Genomic DNA, 18,476 nt, shown 5'->3' on the forward strand with positions numbered 1-18,476 from the left:
ACCATGCCCCAATTCGCAGCCAACCTCAGCTGGATGTACACCGAGCTTCCGATGGAGCAGCGTTTTGCCGCGGCCGCACGCGACGGCTTCAGGGCCGTGGAAATTCTCTCGCCTTACACCTGGACGCCGCAGGAGCTCAAAGCCATCCTGCAGCGGCACGGCCAGCAGCTGGTGTTGTTTAACGCGCCGCCGGGCGGCGTGGATCCCGCCGGTATCGAGAAAGCCTGGGCTTCCTCGCAAAAAGGTACGGCCTGCCTGCCCGGCCATGAGGCAGAGTTCCGCGCCGGCATCGCGATTGCTCTGGACTATGCACAGGCCCTGGGCTGCCCGCGCATCCACGTGATGGCCGGCATCTTGCCCGCCGGCATGGAGCGCGAGGCGGTGCAGCCTACCTACGTGAACAACCTGCGCGAGGCCGCCGAGCTGGCCGCCAGGGTGGGCGTGGACCTGCTGATCGAGCCCATCAACACGCGCGACATTCCGCGTTTCTTTTTGAACCGGCAAGACCACGCGCATGAAATCATCCGCGAAGTGGGCGCGGCCAACGTCAAGGTGCAGATGGATCTGTACCACTGCCAGGTCGTCGAAGGCGACCTGGCCATGAAGCTGCGCAAATACCTGCCCACGGGCCATGTCGGCCATCTGCAGATCGCGGGCGCGCCCGGCCGCAACGAGCCGGACGTCGGCGAAATCAACTACCCCTACCTTTTTGCACTGCTTGATGAACTCGGCTACAGCGGCTGGGTGGGATGTGAATACAAACCGCTGCGCGGCGCGCAAGCCGGTGCGACGCCAGCCGGGCTGGGCTGGTTGAAAAAAGTTCGCGAACGCGCCTGAGCGCGTTCGCGGTATTCAGCGTGCGCAGCGAAACGTCAAATTGATGCGCTGCCTGCCCAGGCGCGAATGCTCACCCTCGGCCAGCGGCGCCACGCCGTGATAGGCCAGCCGCGACGGGCCGCCCCACACCGCCACGTCGCCATGCTGCAAGCGGTAGCACACGGGCCTGTCGCCGCGGTTCAAACCGCCGAACAGGAACACCGCCGGCAGGCCCAGCGACACCGACACGATGGGCGCGTCCAGCGTGCCCTCGTCTTTGTCCTGGTGCAGCGAAAGCCGCGCGCCGGGTTCGTAGCGGTTGATCAGGCAGGCGTCGGGCCGGAAATTATGAAAGCCCGCTTCCGCCGCAGCGCGCAATGCCAGCTCGGCGAAGCAGCCCGGCATGGCCGGCCAGGGCTTGTCCGACAGCGGGTCCTTCGCGTCATAGCGGTAGCCGCTGCGGTCTGAGACCCAGCCCAGCGCACCGCAATTGCTCATCGCGACCGACATGGTGTAGCCGCCCGGCGTGACCAGGTGGCGAAATGGTGCGGCTGCAATCACGCTCTTCACCGCTTGCAGCAAGGCTTCATCCACATCAAGCGCAAAACCGCGCAGCAGCGCTGCGCCCGGTGCGATCACCTCGGGCGCGGCATAAGGTGGCAGCGCGTCATCAAAAAGCCCCAGACTCAAACCATCTCCTTGATTCCTTGCGTGCGCGGGCGGCCAGCTCACTGCGCATCATGAAAAATAATCCCCAGCGTGTGGCGATGGCCGCTGCGCACCGTGCTCACGCCGTGCCGCATGTTGACCCGGTAAAAACCCCGGCTGCCTTGCACCGGCCGATGGTGCACGGCGAACACCACGGCATCGCCCTGCGTGAGCGGCACCACCTCGGGCCGCGACTGCATGCGCGGGCGCTGCTCGGTCAGCACAAATTCGCCACCGGTGAAATCTTCCCCCGGGCGCGACAGCAGTACCGCAACCTGGAGGGGAAACACATGCTCGCCATACAGGTCCTGATGCAGGCAGTTGTAATCCCCGGGCCCATATTTCAAGAGCAGTGGCGTGGGGCGCTGCTGGCCGGCTTTGTGGCAGCGCGCCAGGAAATCCGCGTGGTCGGCCGGATAGCGGACGTCTATGCCCATGGCTTCGTTCCAGGCGTTGGCCACGCCGACCAGCCGCGGATAGAGCGACGCGCGCAGCCGGGCGACGATGTCGGGCAGTGGGTAGCTGAAGTACTGGTATTCGCCCTGGCCGAAGCCGTGGCGCTGCATCACCACGCGGCTACGGAAATGATGCGTGTCGGCGTACAAACCGGCCACGGCTTTACATTCCCGTGCGCTCAGCAATTGCGGTAGCACAGCGTTGCCATGGCTGTTCAGTGCGGCGGTGGTGGCGGCCCAGTCATCCGTGTCGGCGGGCAACAGAGAAAGTGTTCTGGAAAGAGGTGGCATGCGGCAGTCCGTGAGGCGATGGAAGCGCCATCAACACCCTCAGGATAAATCCGGCGGCTGGCTTTCGCTCGCCGTAATCGGACATTTCATTCAACGGTTTACGCTGCCAGCTCGCTCAGGATAGGGCAGTCGGGCCGGCTGTTGCCCTGGCAACAATGGGCCAGGTGGCCCAGAGTCTGCTTCATCGCCTCCATCTCGGCGATGCGGCGCTCCAGGTCGGCCACGTGGGCCAGGGCGATGCGCTTGACGTCCGCGCTGGCGCGGCGCTTGTTCTGCCACAGCTTGAGCAGCTCGGCGATCTCGGCCATGCTGAAACCCAGATCGCGGGCGCGGCGTATGAAGCGCAGCGTGTGCACCTCTTTCTCGCCGTACTGGCGGTAGCCCGCGTCGGTACGGTGCACTGTGGGCAGCAGGCCCAGCGACTCGTAGTGGCGGATCATCTTGGCCGATACACCCGATCGCGCGGCGGCCTGGCCGATGTTGAGCGGACCGATGTCAATGGTGCCTGTGGTGTCGGTCATGGGGTGTTTCCTTTCCAGCGGCGCAGCAGCAACGCGTTCATCACCACGCTGGCGCTGCTCAGCGCCATGGCGGCGCCGGCAATCACGGGGCTCAACAGGCCCAGCGCGGCCAGCGGGATGCCGACCACGTTGTAGACAAAGGCCCAGAACAGGTTCTGGCGTATCTTGGCGTAGGTGCGGCGCGAGATGTCGACGGCGCCGGCGACCAGCGCCGGGTCTCCGCGCATCAGCGTGATGCCGGCCGCGTGCATGGCCACGTCGGTGCCGGTAGACATCGCGATGCCCACGTCGGCGGCGGCCAGCGCCGGCGCATCGTTGATGCCGTCACCGACCATGGCGACGCGCCCGCCCTCTGCCTGCACGCCGGCCTTGAGTTGCCCGATGATGGCGGCCTTGTTCTCCGGCAGCACCTGGCTGTGCACGATGTCGATGCCGAGTTGCCGCGCCACGGTTTCCGCGCTGCCGCGGTTGTCGCCGGTCACCAGGGCGGTCTGTATGCCCAGTGCGTGCAGGCGGGCAATGGCGGCCCCCGCGCTGGCTTTGAGCGTGTCGCCGAAGGCCAGCAGCCCGAGCAGTTGGGGCGCACTGGAGACATCGGCGAGCCAGGACACGGTGCGGCCCTGGGCTTCGAGTTCCACGGCGCGGGCCTTCAGCGAGGTGAACGCGTCGAGGTCCAGGCCCAGCTCCTGCATGAAGCGCGGGCTTCCGAGCCGGAGTTCGCGGCCCGCCACCACGGCGGCCATGCCGCGTCCCGCCACGGCGCGCAGCTGCGTCGCGGCGGGGACCTTGAGCGACTGCTCCGCCGCGCGCCGCATCACGGCCTTGGCCAGCGTGTGTTCGCTGCCCGACTGGATCGCCGCGGCCCAGGCCAGCAGTTCATGGTTCGTGATGCCATGGGGCTCCAGCGCCACCAGCTCAGGTTTGCCTTCGGTCAATGTGCCGGTCTTGTCGAAAGCCACGACCCTGACGCTGTGCGCCACCTCCAGCGCCTCGGCGTCCTTGATCAGGATGCCCTGGCGGGCGGCGGTACCGGTGCCCACCATAATGGCGGTGGGCGTGGCCAGGCCCAGCGCGCACGGGCAGGCGATCACCAGCACGGCGACGGCGTTCAGGATGGCGGCTTCCCAGTTTTGCGTCGCCAGGCCCCAGCCCAGCAGCGTGATCAGGGCAATGCCTATGACCACGGGAACGAAGACTGCACTGACCTGGTCGACCAGCCGCTGTATCGGCGCTTTTTTGGCTTGCGCCGACTCCACCATGCGCACTATGCGGGCCAGCGTGGACTCCGCACCTATGGCCGTGGTGCGGACCACGACCAGGCCTTCGGCATTGACCGCGCCGCCGGTCACGTGATCGCCCGCGTGCTTCGCCACAGGCAGGCTTTCGCCGGTGATCAGGGACTCGTCGACCTGGGTGGCGCCTTCGACGACCTCGCCGTCCACCGCGATGCGTTCGCCGGGGCGCACCACGACCAAATCGCCGACCTGTATCTCCTGCAGGGCGACATCTTCATCTTTCCCGCCCCGGCGGCGGCGCGCGGTGTCAGGGCGCAGCGCCTGCAGCGCGCGTATCGCGGCGGTAGTCTGGTGCTTGGCGCGCGCTTCCATCCACTTGCCCAGCAGCACCAGCGTGATGACCACGGCCGAAGCCTCGAAATACAGGTGCGCCATACCGTGGCCGCCATGGCGCAGCAACTGGTAGACGCTCAGGCCGTAGGCCGCCGAGGTGCCCAGGGCGACCAGCAAGTCCATATTGCCGGTGCGGGCGCGCAAGGCCTTCCAGCCGGCACGGTAAAAGCGCGCGCCCAGCCAGAACTGCACCGGCGTGGCGAGCAGCCACTGCAGCCAGCCATCGAGCATCCAGTCCCTGCCGAAGAACGTGCCCACCATGGGCAGGGCCAGCGGCGCCGACAGGACGGCCGCCAGCGCGATGGGCCACCAGGGGGCGGCAGTTTTGCCCACGCGAGCGCCGGCAGCGGGGATTTCGCTCGCCTGGTAGCCGGCCTTGGCCACTGCCGCCACCAGCGCCGGCAGTATGGCGGCGTTGCCCGCCACGTTGACTTCGGCGGTTTCGGTCGCCAGGTTGACGCTGGCCGAGAGCACGCCTGGCACCTGCCTGAGGGCCTTTTCCACGCGCGAAACGCAGGAAGCGCAGGTCATGCCGTCAATCTTGAGTTGCAGGGATTGCTCAGCCACGCTGTAACCGGCTTTCGCGACGGCGGCCTTCAGCGTGTCCATGCCGACATCGGCGCGCGCCTTGAGGCTGGCCTGTTCGGTCGCAAAATTGACGCTGACGTCCTGGACGCCGGGGATATCGGCCAGCGAGCGTTCCACACGTGTCACGCAGGAGGCGCAGCTCATGCCCTGGACGGGAAAGCGCCACTCGGCCAGCGCGGCCGCGGCTGAAGGTGTTTTGAAGGAGGAGCTGGTGTTCATGAGGGGAAGTCTGAACCTTACCACCATGGGAGGGTCAAGCCCTCGCGACAATAGCCCCGGGCGCGGAGCGGGATTTGGCCGGGGTGGCTTGACCCTGCCCCCATGGGAAGGTTCAGACTCCACTCCTGTTCAAACCCTTTAACAAACCCAAGGAACCTTCGATGGAATTCAACATTCCCGCCATGAGCTGCGGCCACTGCGCCGGCGCCATCACCCAGGCCGTCAAGTCATTGGACCCGGCCGCGCAGGTCAGCGTAGACCTGGCTGCCAAAAAGGTCGTGGTGCAGTCTTCGCAAGACCGGCAGGCGGTGGCGGCGGCGCTCGCCGAAGCGGGTTATCCCGCACAGTAAGTCGCCTTCGGACGACGGCGGTGGCGTTTGGGCATCGATAGAATGGCCCTTCCTCCACCCTTCAAGCCGCCTAGTGTCCGACCGATTCGCCGTCCTCCCCCAGTACCTGTTTCCCAAGCAGGCGCTGACTTCCTTCGCCGGTTTCGTGGCCTCGCGCGAGCGCGGCTGGGTGACCACGGAAATCATCCGCCGCTTTGTCGCCAAGTACCGGGTCAACATGGACGAGGCGCTCAACCCGGACATCACCAGCTATCTCACCTTCAACGATTTCTTCACGCGCGCACTCAAGCCCGGCGCCCGCCCGCTGGCAAATGCCGAACTGATCTCGCCGGTGGACGGTGCCGTCAGCCAGTTCGGCGTGATCGAAAAAGACCAGATCTTCCAGGCCAAGGGCCACAGTTATTCCACCACCGCGCTGGTGGGCGGTGATGCGGCGCTGGCCGCGCACTACCAGGACGGCCACTTTGCCACCTTGTACCTGAGCCCCCGCGACTACCACCGCATCCACATGCCTTGCGACGGCCGGCTGGTGCGCATGGTGTACGTGCCGGGCGAGCTGTTTTCCGTCAACCCCGTCACCGCGCGCGGCGTGCCGGGGCTGTTCGCGCGCAATGAACGCGTGGTCTGCGTCTTCGAATCGGCGCGCGGGCCCTTTGTGCTGGTGCTCGTCGGCGCGACGATTGTCGGCAGCATGGCCACGGTGTGGCACGGCGTCGTCAACCCGCCGCGCGGCAAGGTGGTACGGCAATGGGACTACCCCGATGAGCCGACTTCCGCGATCCGCCTGAAGCAGGGCGAAGAAATGGGCCGCTTCCTGCTGGGCTCCACCGTCGTCATGCTGTTTCCCAAAGGGCCGCTGCGCTTCAACCCGGAGTGGGCGCCCGGCCGCGAAGTGCGGCTCGGCGAGGCCATGGCGTCTTACGCTTGATCTGCATGCGTAAAGCCCAGGCGGCTTAAAAACGCCATCGCCGCAGCCGGCGCCCTCTCCTTGGCGCCGTTGATGAAATACACAAACACGTCGCGCGGCTTGCCTTGCGATGGCGCATCCTCCAGCATCGGCAAGTCGGCCGGCGCGTCGCCTCCTGCCCATTGCCTTGCACGTTCAGCCCAGGCGTCCAGCGCGCCTTCCTCGTAGCCAGTTTCCAGGCCTGCGTCGCTCATCATCAGGCGGGCATAGGCAAAGTCGCCTGTGAGATCGGCGAAGGACGGGAATTTGTCGGCATCGGTAAATACGGTGGCCACCTTGTAACGACGCGCCAGCGCGAGGTAGTCGGGCGACATGAAACTTTCGTTGCGCACGTCGACTACGTGGCGCAGTGCCCGGCCGTCCACCTGCTTGGGCAGCAGCGCGAGGAAGGCCTCGAAATCCCCGGCTTCAAACACCTTGCCGGGCATGAACTGCCAGACGATGGGGCCCAGTTTGTCGCCCAGCTCGCTGATGCCGCTTTCCGTGAAGCGCTGGATGGACTCGCCGGCCTCGGCCAGCACGCGGCGGTTGGTGGCGTAGCGCGTGGCCTTGAGGGAAAACACAAAGCCGTCGGGTGTCTCGTCATGCCACTTCTTGAAACTGGCCGGCTTGAGCGTGCCGTAGTAGGTGCCGTTGACCTCGATGGCGCTCAGCCGGCGGCTCGCGTATTCGAGCTCGCGGCTGTGCGGCAGGCCGGGCGGGAAGAAGTTGTCGCGCCAGGGCTCATAGGTCCAGCCGCCTACACCCGCGCGGATGCGGGAATTGGCCGGTGCGGAAGGGTTTGTGGGGGTGCGGCTGGCTGGTGTCATGGCGGCTCCGTGGCGTGCTGGTCGCTGGTTCGTTCTCTTGTCCAAATCCCGTGGAGAACTGGAAATTTATCTTTGCTCCCGCCGGCCGTGGGCGCTGTAGGTCGAATTCTCCAATTGCGGGTCTTCCCCTGGCCGGTGGCGCGGTCTGTGTCGGAAGCGTACAGTAGCAGCTGCCGCGGCCAAAAGCCGCCCTGAAAGCCGACAATTTCCCTCGGAGCCCTCCCATGAACGCCCCCCTGCACCGCGAAATCCCCGCCAGCATCCTCAACGCCGCCCAGGCCCTTTCCCAAGTGACGGCCCAGTGGGACGGCGACATCGTCAAACAGATCACTGACTACATCGCCATTCCTGCCAAGTCCCCCACGTTCGACAGCGACTGGGCGCAGCACGGTTATATCGACACGGTGATGCGCAATGCGGCGGCCTGGGTCGAGGCGCAAAAAGTGGAGGGCCTGACACTCGAAATCGTGCGCCTTGAAGGCCGCACCCCTGTGTTGTTTTTCGAGATTCCGGCCACGCGCGCCGATTCGACGCAAACCGTGCTGATGTACGGCCACCTCGACAAGCAACCCGAATTCACCGGCTGGCGCAATGACTTGAGCCCCTGGACGGCGAAGTACGAGGACGGCAAGCTCTACGGCCGTGGCGCCGCCGACGACGGCTATGCCGTCTACGCCAGCATCGCCGCCGTTCAGGCGCTCAAAGCCCAGAACGTGCCGCACCCGCGCATCGTCGGCCTGATCGAAACCTGCGAGGAAAGCGGCTCTTACGATTTGCTGCCCTACGTCAACGCGCTGCGCGAGCGCCTCGGCGAAGTCGCGCTGGTGGTGTGCCTGGATTCCGGCGCGGGCAATTACGACCAGCTGTGGCTGACGACCAGCCTGCGCGGCAATGCAGCCGGCGTACTCAAGGTCGAAATCCTCACCGAAGGCGTGCACTCCGGCGACGCGAGCGGCCTCGTTCCATCGAGCTTTCGCATCATGCGCCAGGTGCTGGATCGCCTGGAGGACAGCAAGACGGGGCGCCTGTTGCCGCAGAGTTTTCATTGTGAGATTCCGGCCGATCGGCTGGCCCAGGCGCAGGCCACCGCCAAGATTCTTGGCGAAGAGATCTACAAGCGCTTTCCGTGGGCGCATTACGACTGCGAAGGCTCCAGTGCGTTTGCCTTGCCCACTACGACCGACCCCGTGGAAGCGCTGCTCAACCGCACCTGGCGTCCCACGTTGAGCGTGACGGGCGCCGAGGGCTTCCCGGCGCTCAAAGACGCCGGCAATGTGCTGCGGCCTTACACCGCATTCAAGCTCTCGCTGCGCTTTCCGCCGCTGATCGACGCCGGCGCCGCAGTGCAGGAGCTCAAGGCACTGCTGGAAGACAACGCGCCCTACCAGGCGAAGGTCACGTTTGAAAGCAACGGCGGCGCCACCGGCTGGAATGCGCCCAGTACCGTGCCGTGGTTTGAGAATGCGCTCAACGATGCATCGCAAAGTTTCTTTGGCGCGCCCTGCGGCACCATAGGCCAGGGCGGCACGATTCCATTGATGAGCATGCTGAGCAAGGGCTTTCCGAAGGCGCAGATGATGGTTTGCGGCGTACTGGGCCCCAAGAGCAATGCCCATGGGCCCAACGAATTCCTCAACGTGCCCTATGCCAAAAAGCTGACAGCGGCCGTCGCCCATGTCATGGCCCGCGTCCCCGGTTGAGTTCGGTGAAAGGCATTTTTCCTGACCGCGCTTTGCCGGTTGCACATTTTCCAGCCGGGTTTGCAGCCAGGGCTTGGGCCGTCGTGTCATGCATTCCACGGTCCTAGCACCATTTACGGCCCGTGACGGTGAAAACCTGGCGCTCTATGAGTGGCCGCTGGACACCTGGGCTAACGAAATGGGCCAGCGTGCGCTGCCGCCGCGCGCCGTGGTGCTGCTGGTTCACGGCCTGGGTGAGCACGCCAGCCGCTATGAGCACGTGGCAAGCCGTCTGCTCGACTGGGGATTTGCCGTTCGTGCCTATGACCAGCGCGGCCATGGCGAGTCAGGCGGCCCGCGGGGCGGCTTGCCCAATGAGACCGCACTGCTTGACGATCTTGCCGAAGTGATCGACGACACGCGGTTGCGCTGCCAGCGCTTGCTGGAGGCGCCTGCCTCGGCCGGGCACGCGCCGGAGCTGCCGCTGGTTTTGCTGGGCCATAGCCTGGGCGGGCTGGTGGCAAGCGGCCTGGTGGCATTGAAAATCCGGCGGGTGGAAGGCCTCGTGATGTCATCGCCGGCCCTGGATGCGGGGCTGAGCATCGTGCAAAAACTGCTGCTGGCGGTCATGCCCAGGCTGGCGCCGGACCTGTGTATCAACAACGGGCTGGACACGCGCTATCTTTCCCATGACCCTGAAGTCGTGAAAAAGTATCTGGCCGACCGGCAGGTGCACCGCAAGATTTCCACGCGCCTGGGCAAGTTCATTGCGACAGCAGGCCCCGCGACAGTCGCTGCCGCTGCCGGCTGGACCACCCCCACCCTGCTCATGTATGCGGGCGCCGACCGCCTGGTCAATCCGGCCGGAAGCCGCGCCTTTGCTGAAAACGCCGCCAATTCGCCTGCCGTCAAAGGCGGAACCGTGACAACGCGCTGCTTTGACGGGCTTTACCATGAGCTCTTCAATGAAGCTGATCCGGAGCCGGTCTTTGATACGCTCAAGGCCTGGCTGGATGCCCGGTTTTAGATAAAACAGCCACAGGGCTTGCTGGTTGTGCGCAAGCAGCTATAAAATTCGTAGCACACACGTTGCGCCAGCGAAGCCTGCGATGAACCTCAGGCGGTTCGGGATCTGCGCCGATCCAGCGCAAGCCACGCCAGCGCGCACGCGGTCAACCCCAGCGGCAGCAGTGACCCCAGGTTCAACAGCGTCCAGCCTTGTGTGGTGACCAGCACACCGGAAGCCAGCGAAGAGATCGCCAGGACGGCAAAAATGCAGAAATTGAGCGCGCCTTGTGCCTTGTCCTTTTCTTCGGGGCGGTAAGCCGTGAGCGCAAGCGTGGTGCTGCCGGTGAAGAGGAAGTTCCAGCCCAGCCCCAGCAAAAAGAGCGCAGCGAGAAACTGCTGGAGCTCCACACCGGAGAGCGCGATAAGCACGCACACGACATTAAGGGCCAATCCCACCGCCATGATGGGCAAGGTGCCAAAGCGCCGGATCAGGTGGCCGGTGAAAAAGCCGGGCGCGAACATGCCGATCACATGCCATTCCAGCACCAGCGCCACGCTGGAAAACGGCAGGCCGCAAACCTGCATGGCGATGGGCGTGGCGGCCATCAAGAGGTTCATCACGCCAAAGCCCAGCGCGCCGGCCGCCGCAGCCACGATGAAGACCGGTTGCCGCATGATCTCTGAAAGTGGCCTTCCTTCATGCGCCCCCACGCTCGTCACTGCGTGTACTGCGCTGCCCCCCGAGGGGGCTGGCCTTGCTTGGGGCGGCCCGGCGCGGCGGCCGTGGCTGCCGATTTCTGGCGGTGGAAACTGGATGAAGGCCAGCAGCGTCATTGACAGCAGCGCCACGCCGGCCAGCGCGAGGTAGGCGCCGGCGAAAGGGGTGGCGGTCAGTTCCCGGGTACGGGCCGCGAGGTTGGGCCCGGCCACCGCACCCAGCAGGCCGCCGGCCATCACCAGTGAAATGGCTTTCTCGCGAAACGCCGGCAGGGCCAGTTCAGCGGCGGCAAAGCGGTAGAGCTGGGCATTGGCAGCGTAATAGCCCGCCACCACCGTGGCCGCCACCAGCAGCCAGAAGTTTTTGCTGTAAGCCGCATAGCAGCACACCAGGGCCGACGCCACCGCCACCAGCAGGCCGAGCTGGAATGAGGTCTTGCGCCCAAAGCGTCTTTGCGTGTGCGCCACCACCGAGGTCGACAACGCACCGCCGACCACATAGCCCATGACAGGCAAGGTTGCCATCCAGCCCAGCGGCGCCAGATTCAGGCCGACGAGGCCGTTGATGGCAATGAACGTGACGTTGTTGGTGAGGAACAAACCCTGGCAAATGGCCAGCAGCCAGAGGTTGCGGTTCACGGACGGGCTCCGTTCAGGGTCAGCAGCGACAGGCAGGCCAGGGGCGCCGTTTCGGCCCGCAGCACGCGGGGCCCGAGGGTGACAGGCATAAAACCGGCGGCCACGGCGGCTTTTTCTTCCGCCGGGCTGAGCCCTCCCTCCGGGCCGCTTAGAAAGACCAGGGCGCCGCTGCCGGGGGCTGCCTGGGCCAGCGGCTGCGCGCCGTCCTGCAGCGAAAGCAACAGGCGGGCTTCGCCAGCCGCCGCGTCCGGCATATTTTTCAGCCAGTCGGCCAGGCTGGCCACGTCGTGGATCAGCGGCACACGGCTGCGGCCGCATTGCTCACAGGCGGCGATGGCCACGCCGCGCCAGTGCGACAGTTTTTTATCGGCGCGCTCGCCCTTGATGCGCAGCACGCTGCGCTCGCTCATCAGGGGCTGGATGCTGGCGGCGCCCAGTTCGGCGGCTTTTTCAATCAGCCAGTCCATGCGTTCGTTGGCGGGCATAGCGACGGCCAGGTGGATGGCCCGGTCCGCTTCACGCGTTGTCGCGGTGTAGGCCCCGACCAGGACTTCCACGTCGCTGCGGCCCATGCGCTGGACGGTGGCGTCAAACTCTCCCTCGCTGCCGGGCTGCCCGTCTCCCTGGCCGTTGAATAGCGTCAGTGAATCGCCGGGCTGCATGCGCAGGACCTGGACATGCCGCGCAGTCGACGGCGGCAGGCTGATGGTGCTGCCCGGCACCAGGGCAATGTCAGCGAAAAATCGCGCGGTCATGGTGCGGATGCAGGAGGATGCAAGGTTGGAAAGGCGTGAATGCTATAAATTTAATAGCTGCTTGCGCACAACCAGCGGGCGTTGCAGCCTGATTTTGCATCAAAACGTGTAACCCACGCGGGTTTCGTTGCCTTCAATCTCGTCGAGCAACACCATCAGCGGCCCCAGTTGCCGGTACCGCGCGGCGGTATTGCGGGCGTATCGGATGAAGCGCGGCGTGTCGGCCAGGTATTTGGGTTTGCCGTCGCGCAGCGTAAGGCGCGCGAAGATGCCCAGCACCTTGAGGTGGCGCTGCAGGCCCATCCATTCCAGGGCCCGGTAAAACTCGCCGAAGTCATCGCCCACCGGCAGGCCGGCCTTGCGGGCCTTTTGCCAGTAGCGCACGGTGATGTCGAGCACAAAATCCTCTTCCCAAGTCAGGAAGGCATCGCGCATCAGGCTGGCGATGTCATAGGTGATGGGGCCGTAGACGGCGTCCTGAAAATCCAGTACGCCCAAAGGTGGAGCCCCCACGCTTGTCGCTTCGCGTACTGCGCTGCCCCCCGAGAGGGCTAATTTCCCTAGGGGCGGCCCGTCGGAAAATTGCATGCCCCCTGCGTTGCTGGGCCGGGTGATCATGAGATTGCGCGGCATGAAGTCACGATGCACAAATACCCGGGCGCTATCGAGCGAGTTCAGGTTGCTGGCCTTGATCTGTTCGAAGATGACGTTCAGTTTGTCCTGCAGGCCGGTGTCCAGCGCCAGCCCGCGGTGTTTGGCCACGTACCAGTCGGGGAAAAGCGAGAGCTCGCGCGACAGCAGTGCGTCGTCATAGGGAGGAAGTACACCGGGCTGCGAGGCGAGTTGCCAGCGCACCAGGACGTCCACCGCATGGGCATACAACTCGTAGTGCTCCGGCGTCGGGCTGGCAATGGCATTCACCTCGGCTGGCGGCGCGATGGCGTCCATCATGGTCTGCGCACCCAGGTCGCTTAACAGCATGAAGCCCAGTGCTTCGTCCCACGCCAGTACGCGCGGTGCATTCAGGCCGGCATCGCTCATCAGGCCAGCCACCTTGACGAACGGTTTGCAGTCTTCCTGTGCCGGGGGGGCATCCATGACAATGCAACTGCCCTTACCCGTGGCTGAGTCGACCCGGAAGTAGCGGCGAAAACTTGCGTCAGCGGATGCCGGCCTGACGGTGCTGGCCTGCAGGTTGTGCTGTGAAGCCGTGGCCGCCAGCCAGGCTTCGAAGGCGATGGCCCGTGCCGGATCGGCCCACGCGATGGAAGGGGTGGTCATGCTTTTGCAGTCCCTGCCGGGCTTGCAGGAGCCTGCCGGTTCGACGTTGTGGGAACGGAGTAGAGGGTCATGGATAATCAGGCCTGATTTTACAAACGGGTTTATCTCACATAAACGATGCGCCGCGCATCCCCCTCCCCTTTTATTCTCTCGCCGATAGCTCAGGCTGTCTCCACGCTGGTGGTTTGCGCAGCGCTGGGGGTGATGGGTTCCGGGACGGCGCACGCCCAGACCGCGGCCACCGCACCCGCAGGCGACAGCCCCACACTCAAGTCTTCGCCACAGCTGGCAGAGCAGGTGTCCAGCGACCCGCAGGACAAGGGGCCTACATTTGTCTTTGGCGACCGCATTACGGGACGCCCCGATCTGGAGACCGTGATTGACGGCAATGCGGAACTGCGCCGCGGCTCTACCGCCATCCGCGCTGACCGTATCGAGTACTACCAGCCCGAAGACCAGCTTAAAAGCCGCGGCAATGTCCGTATCAACCGCGCCGGCAACAGGTTTGAAGGCCCCGAACTCGAGCTCAAGCTGGACCGGTTTGAAGGCTTCTTCACCACGCCCACTTACCGCTTCCTCAGCAATGGAGGCAACGGCCAGGCAGAGCGGGTCGATTTCATTGATGAAAACAACCTGGCGGCGCAGCGCGCCAGCTATACCACCTGTGAGCGCAATGACGAGGCCAGCTGGAAGCCCTCGTGGGTATTGAGCGCCACGAGCTTCGAGTTTGACCTGGAACGCGAGGTTGGCGTTGCCACCGGGGCGGTTGTGCGCTTCAAGGATGTGCCCATTTTGGGCTTTCCCAAATTCAGTTTTCCGTTGAGCGACAAACGCAAGTCGGGCCTCCTGCCGCCCACTATCGGCATGGGATCGGAAAACGGCTTTGAGTACCGCCAGCCCTATTATTTTGATATCGCGCCGAACCGGGACGCGACGTTCTCGCCCACCCTGATGACCAAGCGCGGCGTGGACCTGGCCGGTGAGTTTCGCTATCTGGAGCCGAAGTACAAGGGGGAATTGCGCGGAAATTTCCTTCCTGGAGACAGGCTGCGCAGCCGCGACCGCTGGTCTTACGGTTATCAGCATATCGGGGCCCTTAGCACGGGCTTGTCCTCCGTGGGCGACCTTGCCGTCAATCTGAATGTGAACCGGGTCAGCGATAACGACTATTGGCGCGACTTTTCAGCTGTCAAGGGCGCTACGACGGATCGTCTTTTGGCCCAGGATGCGATCGTGTCCTGGAATCGGGGATTCTTTTCTTCGTCCGTGCGAACGCTCAAGTGGCAGACCCTGCAGGATGTCACATCGCCCATCATCCCGCCTTACGACCGCCTGCCTCAATTCACGGCCGGCTATAACCGTGTGGATGCGCCCGTGCTGGGGCTGGGCAATGGATTCGACTGGTCTGTGGAAGGTGACTTCACCCGCTTTTCGGCAGACAGCCGGCTGACGAGCCAGCCCAACAGCGACAGGGCGTTCACCCGGCTGCAATTGAGCCGCCCATGGTTGTTGCCGGGCGGATATATCACCCCCAAAGTGCAGTTGCACGCCACGAGCTACAAATTTGATTCGGCGCTGCCCAATGGCATGACGACGACATCGCGCGTTGTACCCACCTTCAGCCTGGACAGCGGCATTCAGTTTGAGCGAAACGCCAGCTTCCTGGGACGAAGCTTCACGCAGACCCTGGAACCGCGCGCCTTTTATGTCCGCACACCCTTTCGCGACCAGAGCTTCCTGCCCAACTACGACTCGGCGTCCAATGACTACAACTTTGCGACGGTTTTTACCGAGAATGCCTTTGGCGGCAGTGACCGTATTTCAGACGCCAATCTGCTGACCCTGGGCGTCACCTCGCGCCTGCTGGATCCATCGACCGGTGCCGAAGCCGTGCGTGTCGGCGTTGCGCAGCGTTTTCGCTTTGAAGACCAGAGGGTGACTTTGCCGGGTGTATTGCCGGTCACCGACCGCATCAGCGACTTGCTGGTCGGTGCCTCCGTCAACTGGGTACCGCAATGGTCTTTTGACACGACGGTCCAGTACAACCCGAAGGCCAGGCAGTCCGAAAGGGCATCGATCGGTGTGCGTTACAACCCCAGCAATTACCACGTCATCAGCGCTGCATTCAGGCGCCAGCGCAACGTCAGTGAGCAAATTGACGTGGGCTGGCAGTGGCCCATCAACGATCTGTGGGGCGACAAGGGAAAAGACCTGGGTGCGGGGCAAGGCCAGGGGGGTGGCCGCTACTATGCCGTCGGCCGCCTGAACTACAGCATGCTGGATAAAAAACTGGTCGATTCCATCATCGGTGTGGAATACGATGGTTGCTGCTGGATAGGCCGCGTTGTGCTTCAGCGCTCCCAGACAGGCACGGGAAGCGCGAGTACGCGCATTCTGTTCCAGCTTGAGCTGGTCGGGTTTTCACGCCTCGGCTCCAACCCCCTGGAAACCCTGAAATCCAATGTTCCGCGTTACCAGTATCTGCGTGAAAATACCATTGCACCAAGCCGCTTTACCACTTATGACTAATAACCGTGCTGTTTCAGAACCTCATTTCAACCCGGCTCAGGCCGTCGTAACGGCCCTTGCGTTGTCGATGGTGCTGATGGGGGGGGCACAGGCCCAGGGGTTGCGGCCATCCGGGGCATTGCGCTTGCCTGATGCTGCCACCGGCTCCCGGATTGCACCAGCACAAGGAGGTGCGCAACGGCAGGCTGACTTCATTGTTGCAGTGGTTAACTCCGAGCCCATTACCAATAACGAGGTTCGCAGCAAGCTGATTCGTACTGAGCAACAAATGCTTCAGATGGGCGCGACTGTGCCACCTCGCAGCGAACTGGTCGGCCAGATTCTTGAGCGCATGATCAGCGACAAGGCGCAGCTGCAAATGGCGCGCACTTCGGGCCTTCGGGTGGATGAGAATGCCGTCGAAGCTGCGGTCCAGACAGTCGCCAGCCAGAACCAGATTACCGTTGACGAACTGCGCAGCCGCCTGAAGGCCGACAGGATCGACTATGCCCAGTTCCGCTCGGAATTGAGAGACGAGCTTTTGGTCAGCCGCCTGCGTCAGCGCGAGCTGGAAGCGCGTGCGACGGTGACGGAGCAGGACGTCGACCAATTTCTGCGCGACCAGGACGGCGGTACCCCATCGTCTTCGGTGGCGCTGAATCTCGCTGAAATTCTTGTGGCCGTGCCGGAAAATGCCACACCCGATCAGGTCGCAGCGCTGCAGGCCAAGGCCCAGCAGGTGATGGACCGTGCCCGTAACGGTGCCGACTTCACTGCCTTGGCTGCAGAAGTTTCGGCATCTCCCACACGCACCTCAGGCGGCCTGATGGGGCTGCGGACCGCGGATCGTTATCCGGATCTCTTCGTTGAGGCGACAAGTAAATTGCAGGCCGGGGGGTTGGCGGGGCCAGTCCGAAGCGGGGCGGGATTTCATATCCTGAAGGTCATTGAAAAGCGGCAAGGCGGCATGCCGGGCATGATGGTCGTGCAAACCCATGCCAGGCATATCCTGCTCAGATTGACGCCCCAGGTCAGCGAAGCCGCCGCGGTTGAAAAGCTGGCAGGTTTCAAGCGGCGAATCCAGGCCGGTCAGGCTGATTTTGCGGCACTTGCCCGTGAAAATAGCGACGACGCTTCGGCCAAAGAAGGCGGGGACCTCGGCTGGGCGAGCGCCGGCATGTTTGTGCCAGAGTTCGAGAAGGTCATGAACGGCCTGGCCCCTAACCAGATATCGGATCCGCTGGTATCCCGCTTTGGGGTTCACCTTATTCAGGTACTGGAGCGCCGCGAAACGCAGCTGTCGCAGCGCGAACAGCGGGAGATGGCGCGCGGCGTTCTGCGCGAGAAAAAACAAAACGAAGCCTATGCACTGTGGGCCCAGGAGATTCGGGGCCGTGCCTATGTGGAGTACCGTGATCCACCGCAGCTGTGATGCCCGCCTTGGGCCTTGCTTGCGGCCCCATACGCACTGCACGGGTACCAGTTTCGGGGTGATCCTTCAAAAAAACGGCAGTCTTGTTTGCATGCAGTCTGGCGGCTTTGGGCCGTCCCCGATGTGAAACATATTCCACGCAAAYGCTTTGGCCAGCATTTCCTGACGGACCAGGGAATCATCGAGGGAATTGTGCAGGCGATTGCTCCACGCCCAGGACAGGCGATGGTGGAGATCGGACCTGGGTTRGCGGCTCTCACCCAGCCCCTGGTGGAGCGGGTCGGACATTTAACGGTCATCGAGCTGGACCGCGATCTTGCACGCCAGCTGCGGCTGCATCCCCAGCTTGCCGTCGTGGAGTCCGATGTGTTGAAGGTGGATGTCCGTCAACTGGCGCGGACGGCGTGTGCCGATGGGCAAAAACTTCGGATCGTCGGAAACCTTCCCTACAACATCTCTACGCCTATCCTGTTTCACTTGCTCGATGCCGTGGAGGTCATTGAAGACCAGCACTTCATGCTGCAGAAGGAAGTGATTGACCGAATGGTGGCAGTGCCTGCCACCAGCGAGTACGGCCGGCTCAGCGTGATGCTGCAATGGCGCTATGCAATGGAAAACGTGCTGTTTGTGCCGCCGCACAGCTTTGATCCACCGCCGCGTGTAGACAGCGCGGTAGTGCGCATGGTGCCGCATGCTGCGCCGGTGACGCTGGACGTCAAGCTCCTCAGCGAGCTGGTGCAGGTGGCCTTTAGCCAGCGCCGAAAACTGCTGCGCCACACGCTGGGGCAATGGCTGGCAGCACGCGGCTTTGGCGGGGTCTTTGACATACAGCGGCGAGCCGAGGAAGTTCCGGTGGCCGAATACATCGCCTTGGCGCAGGCACTGCAAGCGTGAGCCGCAGGTATTCTCCATAAAAAAAACCCGTCAGAGACGGGTTTTTTATGGGCATTCGAAATGCCGCGTATTTGCTTCAAGCAGCTGCGAGCCAGTAACCCGCATTAAACGGACTGCTCATGCGCAGCGCCAGTGGCGACACGTCTACCAATTTGTCGGTAGGCATGATTTCTTCGCCTTCTGCGACTGCTTGCTGGGCCTCATTCGCCCG

General features: G+C 63.8%; 16 protein-coding genes. 8 read left to right on the top strand and 8 right to left on the bottom strand.

Annotated elements, in window-relative coordinates; genetic code table 11:
- Positions 1-3 precede the first annotated feature (3 nt).
- Positions 4-837 carry a 2-oxo-tetronate isomerase gene (otnI, locus tag AC1D0Z_RS03650; RefSeq protein ID WP_477656882.1) on the top strand — a complete coding sequence of 278 codons (834 nt, stop codon included), beginning with the start codon at positions 4-6 and terminating at the stop codon, positions 835-837.
- Between the two features lie 15 nt (positions 838-852).
- Here the strand turns inward: otnI and alkB are convergent, their stop codons facing one another.
- From alkB to AC1D0Z_RS03670, 4 genes are all read right to left on the bottom strand, one after another.
- Positions 853-1,506 carry a DNA oxidative demethylase AlkB gene (gene alkB, locus AC1D0Z_RS03655; protein WP_477656883.1) on the bottom strand — a complete coding sequence of 218 codons (654 nt, stop codon included), beginning with the start codon at positions 1,504-1,506 and terminating at the stop codon, positions 853-855.
- 38 nt (positions 1,507-1,544) lie between these two features.
- Positions 1,545-2,270 (bottom strand): 2OG-Fe(II) oxygenase, encoded by a 726-nt coding sequence (locus AC1D0Z_RS03660; RefSeq protein WP_477656884.1) that lies wholly within the window; start codon positions 2,268-2,270, stop codon positions 1,545-1,547.
- A 98-nt stretch (positions 2,271-2,368) separates the two neighbouring features.
- Positions 2,369-2,791: a Cu(I)-responsive transcriptional regulator gene (gene cueR / locus AC1D0Z_RS03665; protein ID WP_477656885.1), complete on the bottom strand. Its 423-nt coding sequence runs from the start codon at positions 2,789-2,791 to the stop codon at positions 2,369-2,371.
- Positions 2,788-5,226 (bottom strand): heavy metal translocating P-type ATPase, encoded by a 2,439-nt coding sequence (locus AC1D0Z_RS03670; RefSeq protein ID WP_477656886.1) that lies wholly within the window; start codon positions 5,224-5,226, stop codon positions 2,788-2,790. The genes cueR and AC1D0Z_RS03670 overlap by 4 nt, the downstream gene beginning before the upstream one ends.
- A gap of 161 nt (positions 5,227-5,387) precedes the next feature.
- Between AC1D0Z_RS03670 and AC1D0Z_RS03675 the strand changes: the two genes are divergently transcribed.
- A complete protein-coding gene (locus tag AC1D0Z_RS03675) occupies positions 5,388-5,576 on the top strand; it encodes a heavy-metal-associated domain-containing protein (protein ID WP_477656887.1) in 189 nt (62 codons plus the stop codon).
- 73 nt (positions 5,577-5,649) lie between these two features.
- Positions 5,650-6,504, top strand: coding sequence for an archaetidylserine decarboxylase (gene asd, locus AC1D0Z_RS03680; protein WP_477656888.1), 855 nt, complete (start codon positions 5,650-5,652; stop codon positions 6,502-6,504).
- On the opposite strand, the gene AC1D0Z_RS03685 is transcribed toward asd, so the two are convergent.
- Positions 6,495-7,352: a DUF72 domain-containing protein gene (locus AC1D0Z_RS03685; RefSeq protein WP_477656889.1), complete on the bottom strand. Its 858-nt coding sequence runs from the start codon at positions 7,350-7,352 to the stop codon at positions 6,495-6,497. The genes asd and AC1D0Z_RS03685 overlap by 10 nt on opposite strands.
- A 224-nt stretch (positions 7,353-7,576) precedes the next feature.
- Here AC1D0Z_RS03685 and AC1D0Z_RS03690 point away from each other — a divergent pair, with 224 nt between their 5' ends.
- Together AC1D0Z_RS03690 and AC1D0Z_RS03695 are read left to right on the top strand one after the other, a co-directional pair.
- Complete coding sequence (locus tag AC1D0Z_RS03690; RefSeq protein WP_477656890.1) at positions 7,577-9,052, top strand: M20 family metallopeptidase; 1,476 nt, start codon at positions 7,577-7,579, stop codon at positions 9,050-9,052.
- Positions 9,053-9,140: 88 nt separating this feature from the next.
- Complete coding sequence (locus AC1D0Z_RS03695) at positions 9,141-10,058, top strand: lysophospholipase (protein WP_477656891.1); 918 nt, start codon at positions 9,141-9,143, stop codon at positions 10,056-10,058.
- Between the two features lie 89 nt (positions 10,059-10,147).
- Here AC1D0Z_RS03695 and AC1D0Z_RS03700 read toward each other — a convergent pair whose 3' ends face one another.
- From AC1D0Z_RS03700 to AC1D0Z_RS03710, 3 genes are all read right to left on the bottom strand, one after another.
- The gene (locus AC1D0Z_RS03700) at positions 10,148-11,395 is read right to left on the bottom strand and encodes an MFS transporter (protein ID WP_477656892.1); all 1,248 of its coding nucleotides are present in this window, start codon (positions 11,393-11,395) and stop codon (positions 10,148-10,150) included.
- A complete protein-coding gene (locus AC1D0Z_RS03705; protein ID WP_477656893.1) occupies positions 11,392-12,150 on the bottom strand; it encodes a 16S rRNA (uracil(1498)-N(3))-methyltransferase in 759 nt (252 codons plus the stop codon). Before AC1D0Z_RS03705 ends, AC1D0Z_RS03700 begins: the two co-directional genes overlap by 4 nt.
- 99 nt (positions 12,151-12,249) lie before the next feature.
- Complete coding sequence (locus AC1D0Z_RS03710; RefSeq protein ID WP_477656894.1) at positions 12,250-13,431, bottom strand: aminoglycoside phosphotransferase family protein; 1,182 nt, start codon at positions 13,429-13,431, stop codon at positions 12,250-12,252.
- Between the two features lie 117 nt (positions 13,432-13,548).
- Between AC1D0Z_RS03710 and AC1D0Z_RS03715 the strand changes: the two genes are divergently transcribed.
- The 3 genes from AC1D0Z_RS03715 to rsmA all read left to right on the top strand — a co-directional run bounded on the left by AC1D0Z_RS03715 (position 13,549) and on the right by rsmA (position 18,265).
- The gene (locus AC1D0Z_RS03715; protein ID WP_477656895.1) at positions 13,549-15,960 is read left to right on the top strand and encodes an LPS-assembly protein LptD; all 2,412 of its coding nucleotides are present in this window, start codon (positions 13,549-13,551) and stop codon (positions 15,958-15,960) included.
- On the top strand, positions 15,953-17,371 hold the full coding sequence (locus tag AC1D0Z_RS03720) for a peptidylprolyl isomerase (protein WP_477656896.1): 1,419 nt from the start codon (positions 15,953-15,955) through the stop codon (positions 17,369-17,371). Before AC1D0Z_RS03715 ends, AC1D0Z_RS03720 begins: the two co-directional genes overlap by 8 nt.
- Before the next feature lie 123 nt (positions 17,372-17,494).
- A complete protein-coding gene (gene rsmA, locus AC1D0Z_RS03725; protein WP_477656897.1) occupies positions 17,495-18,265 on the top strand; it encodes a 16S rRNA (adenine(1518)-N(6)/adenine(1519)-N(6))-dimethyltransferase RsmA in 771 nt (256 codons plus the stop codon).
- Positions 18,266-18,476: the final 211 nt, after the last annotated feature.

The sequence above is a fragment of the Polaromonas sp. P1_E3 genome, assembly GCF_056405935.1.

Bases quoted from the DNA above. Each gene is read 5' to 3' on its own strand.
- AC1D0Z_RS03675 (WP_477656887.1), top strand. From the start codon at position 5,388: ATGGAATTCAACATTCCCGCCATGAGCTGCGGCCACTGCGCCGGCGCC.
- AC1D0Z_RS03690 (WP_477656890.1), top strand. From the start codon at position 7,577: ATGAACGCCCCCCTGCACCGCGAAATCCCCGCCAGCATCCTCAACGCC.
- AC1D0Z_RS03660 (WP_477656884.1), bottom strand. From the start codon at position 2,270: ATGCCACCTCTTTCCAGAACACTTTCTCTGTTGCCCGCCGACACGGAT.
- AC1D0Z_RS03685 (WP_477656889.1), bottom strand. From the start codon at position 7,352: ATGACACCAGCCAGCCGCACCCCCACAAACCCTTCCGCACCGGCCAAT.
- AC1D0Z_RS03720 (WP_477656896.1), top strand. From the start codon at position 15,953: ATGACTAATAACCGTGCTGTTTCAGAACCTCATTTCAACCCGGCTCAG.
- AC1D0Z_RS03705 (WP_477656893.1), bottom strand. From the start codon at position 12,150: ATGACCGCGCGATTTTTCGCTGACATTGCCCTGGTGCCGGGCAGCACC.
- cueR (WP_477656885.1), bottom strand. From the start codon at position 2,791: ATGACCGACACCACAGGCACCATTGACATCGGTCCGCTCAACATCGGC.
- AC1D0Z_RS03715 (WP_477656895.1), top strand. From the start codon at position 13,549: ATGCGCCGCGCATCCCCCTCCCCTTTTATTCTCTCGCCGATAGCTCAG.
- AC1D0Z_RS03670 (WP_477656886.1), bottom strand. From the start codon at position 5,226: ATGAACACCAGCTCCTCCTTCAAAACACCTTCAGCCGCGGCCGCGCTG.
- otnI (WP_477656882.1), top strand. From the start codon at position 4: ATGCCCCAATTCGCAGCCAACCTCAGCTGGATGTACACCGAGCTTCCG.
- AC1D0Z_RS03710 (WP_477656894.1), bottom strand. From the start codon at position 13,431: ATGACCACCCCTTCCATCGCGTGGGCCGATCCGGCACGGGCCATCGCC.
- AC1D0Z_RS03695 (WP_477656891.1), top strand. From the start codon at position 9,141: ATGCATTCCACGGTCCTAGCACCATTTACGGCCCGTGACGGTGAAAAC.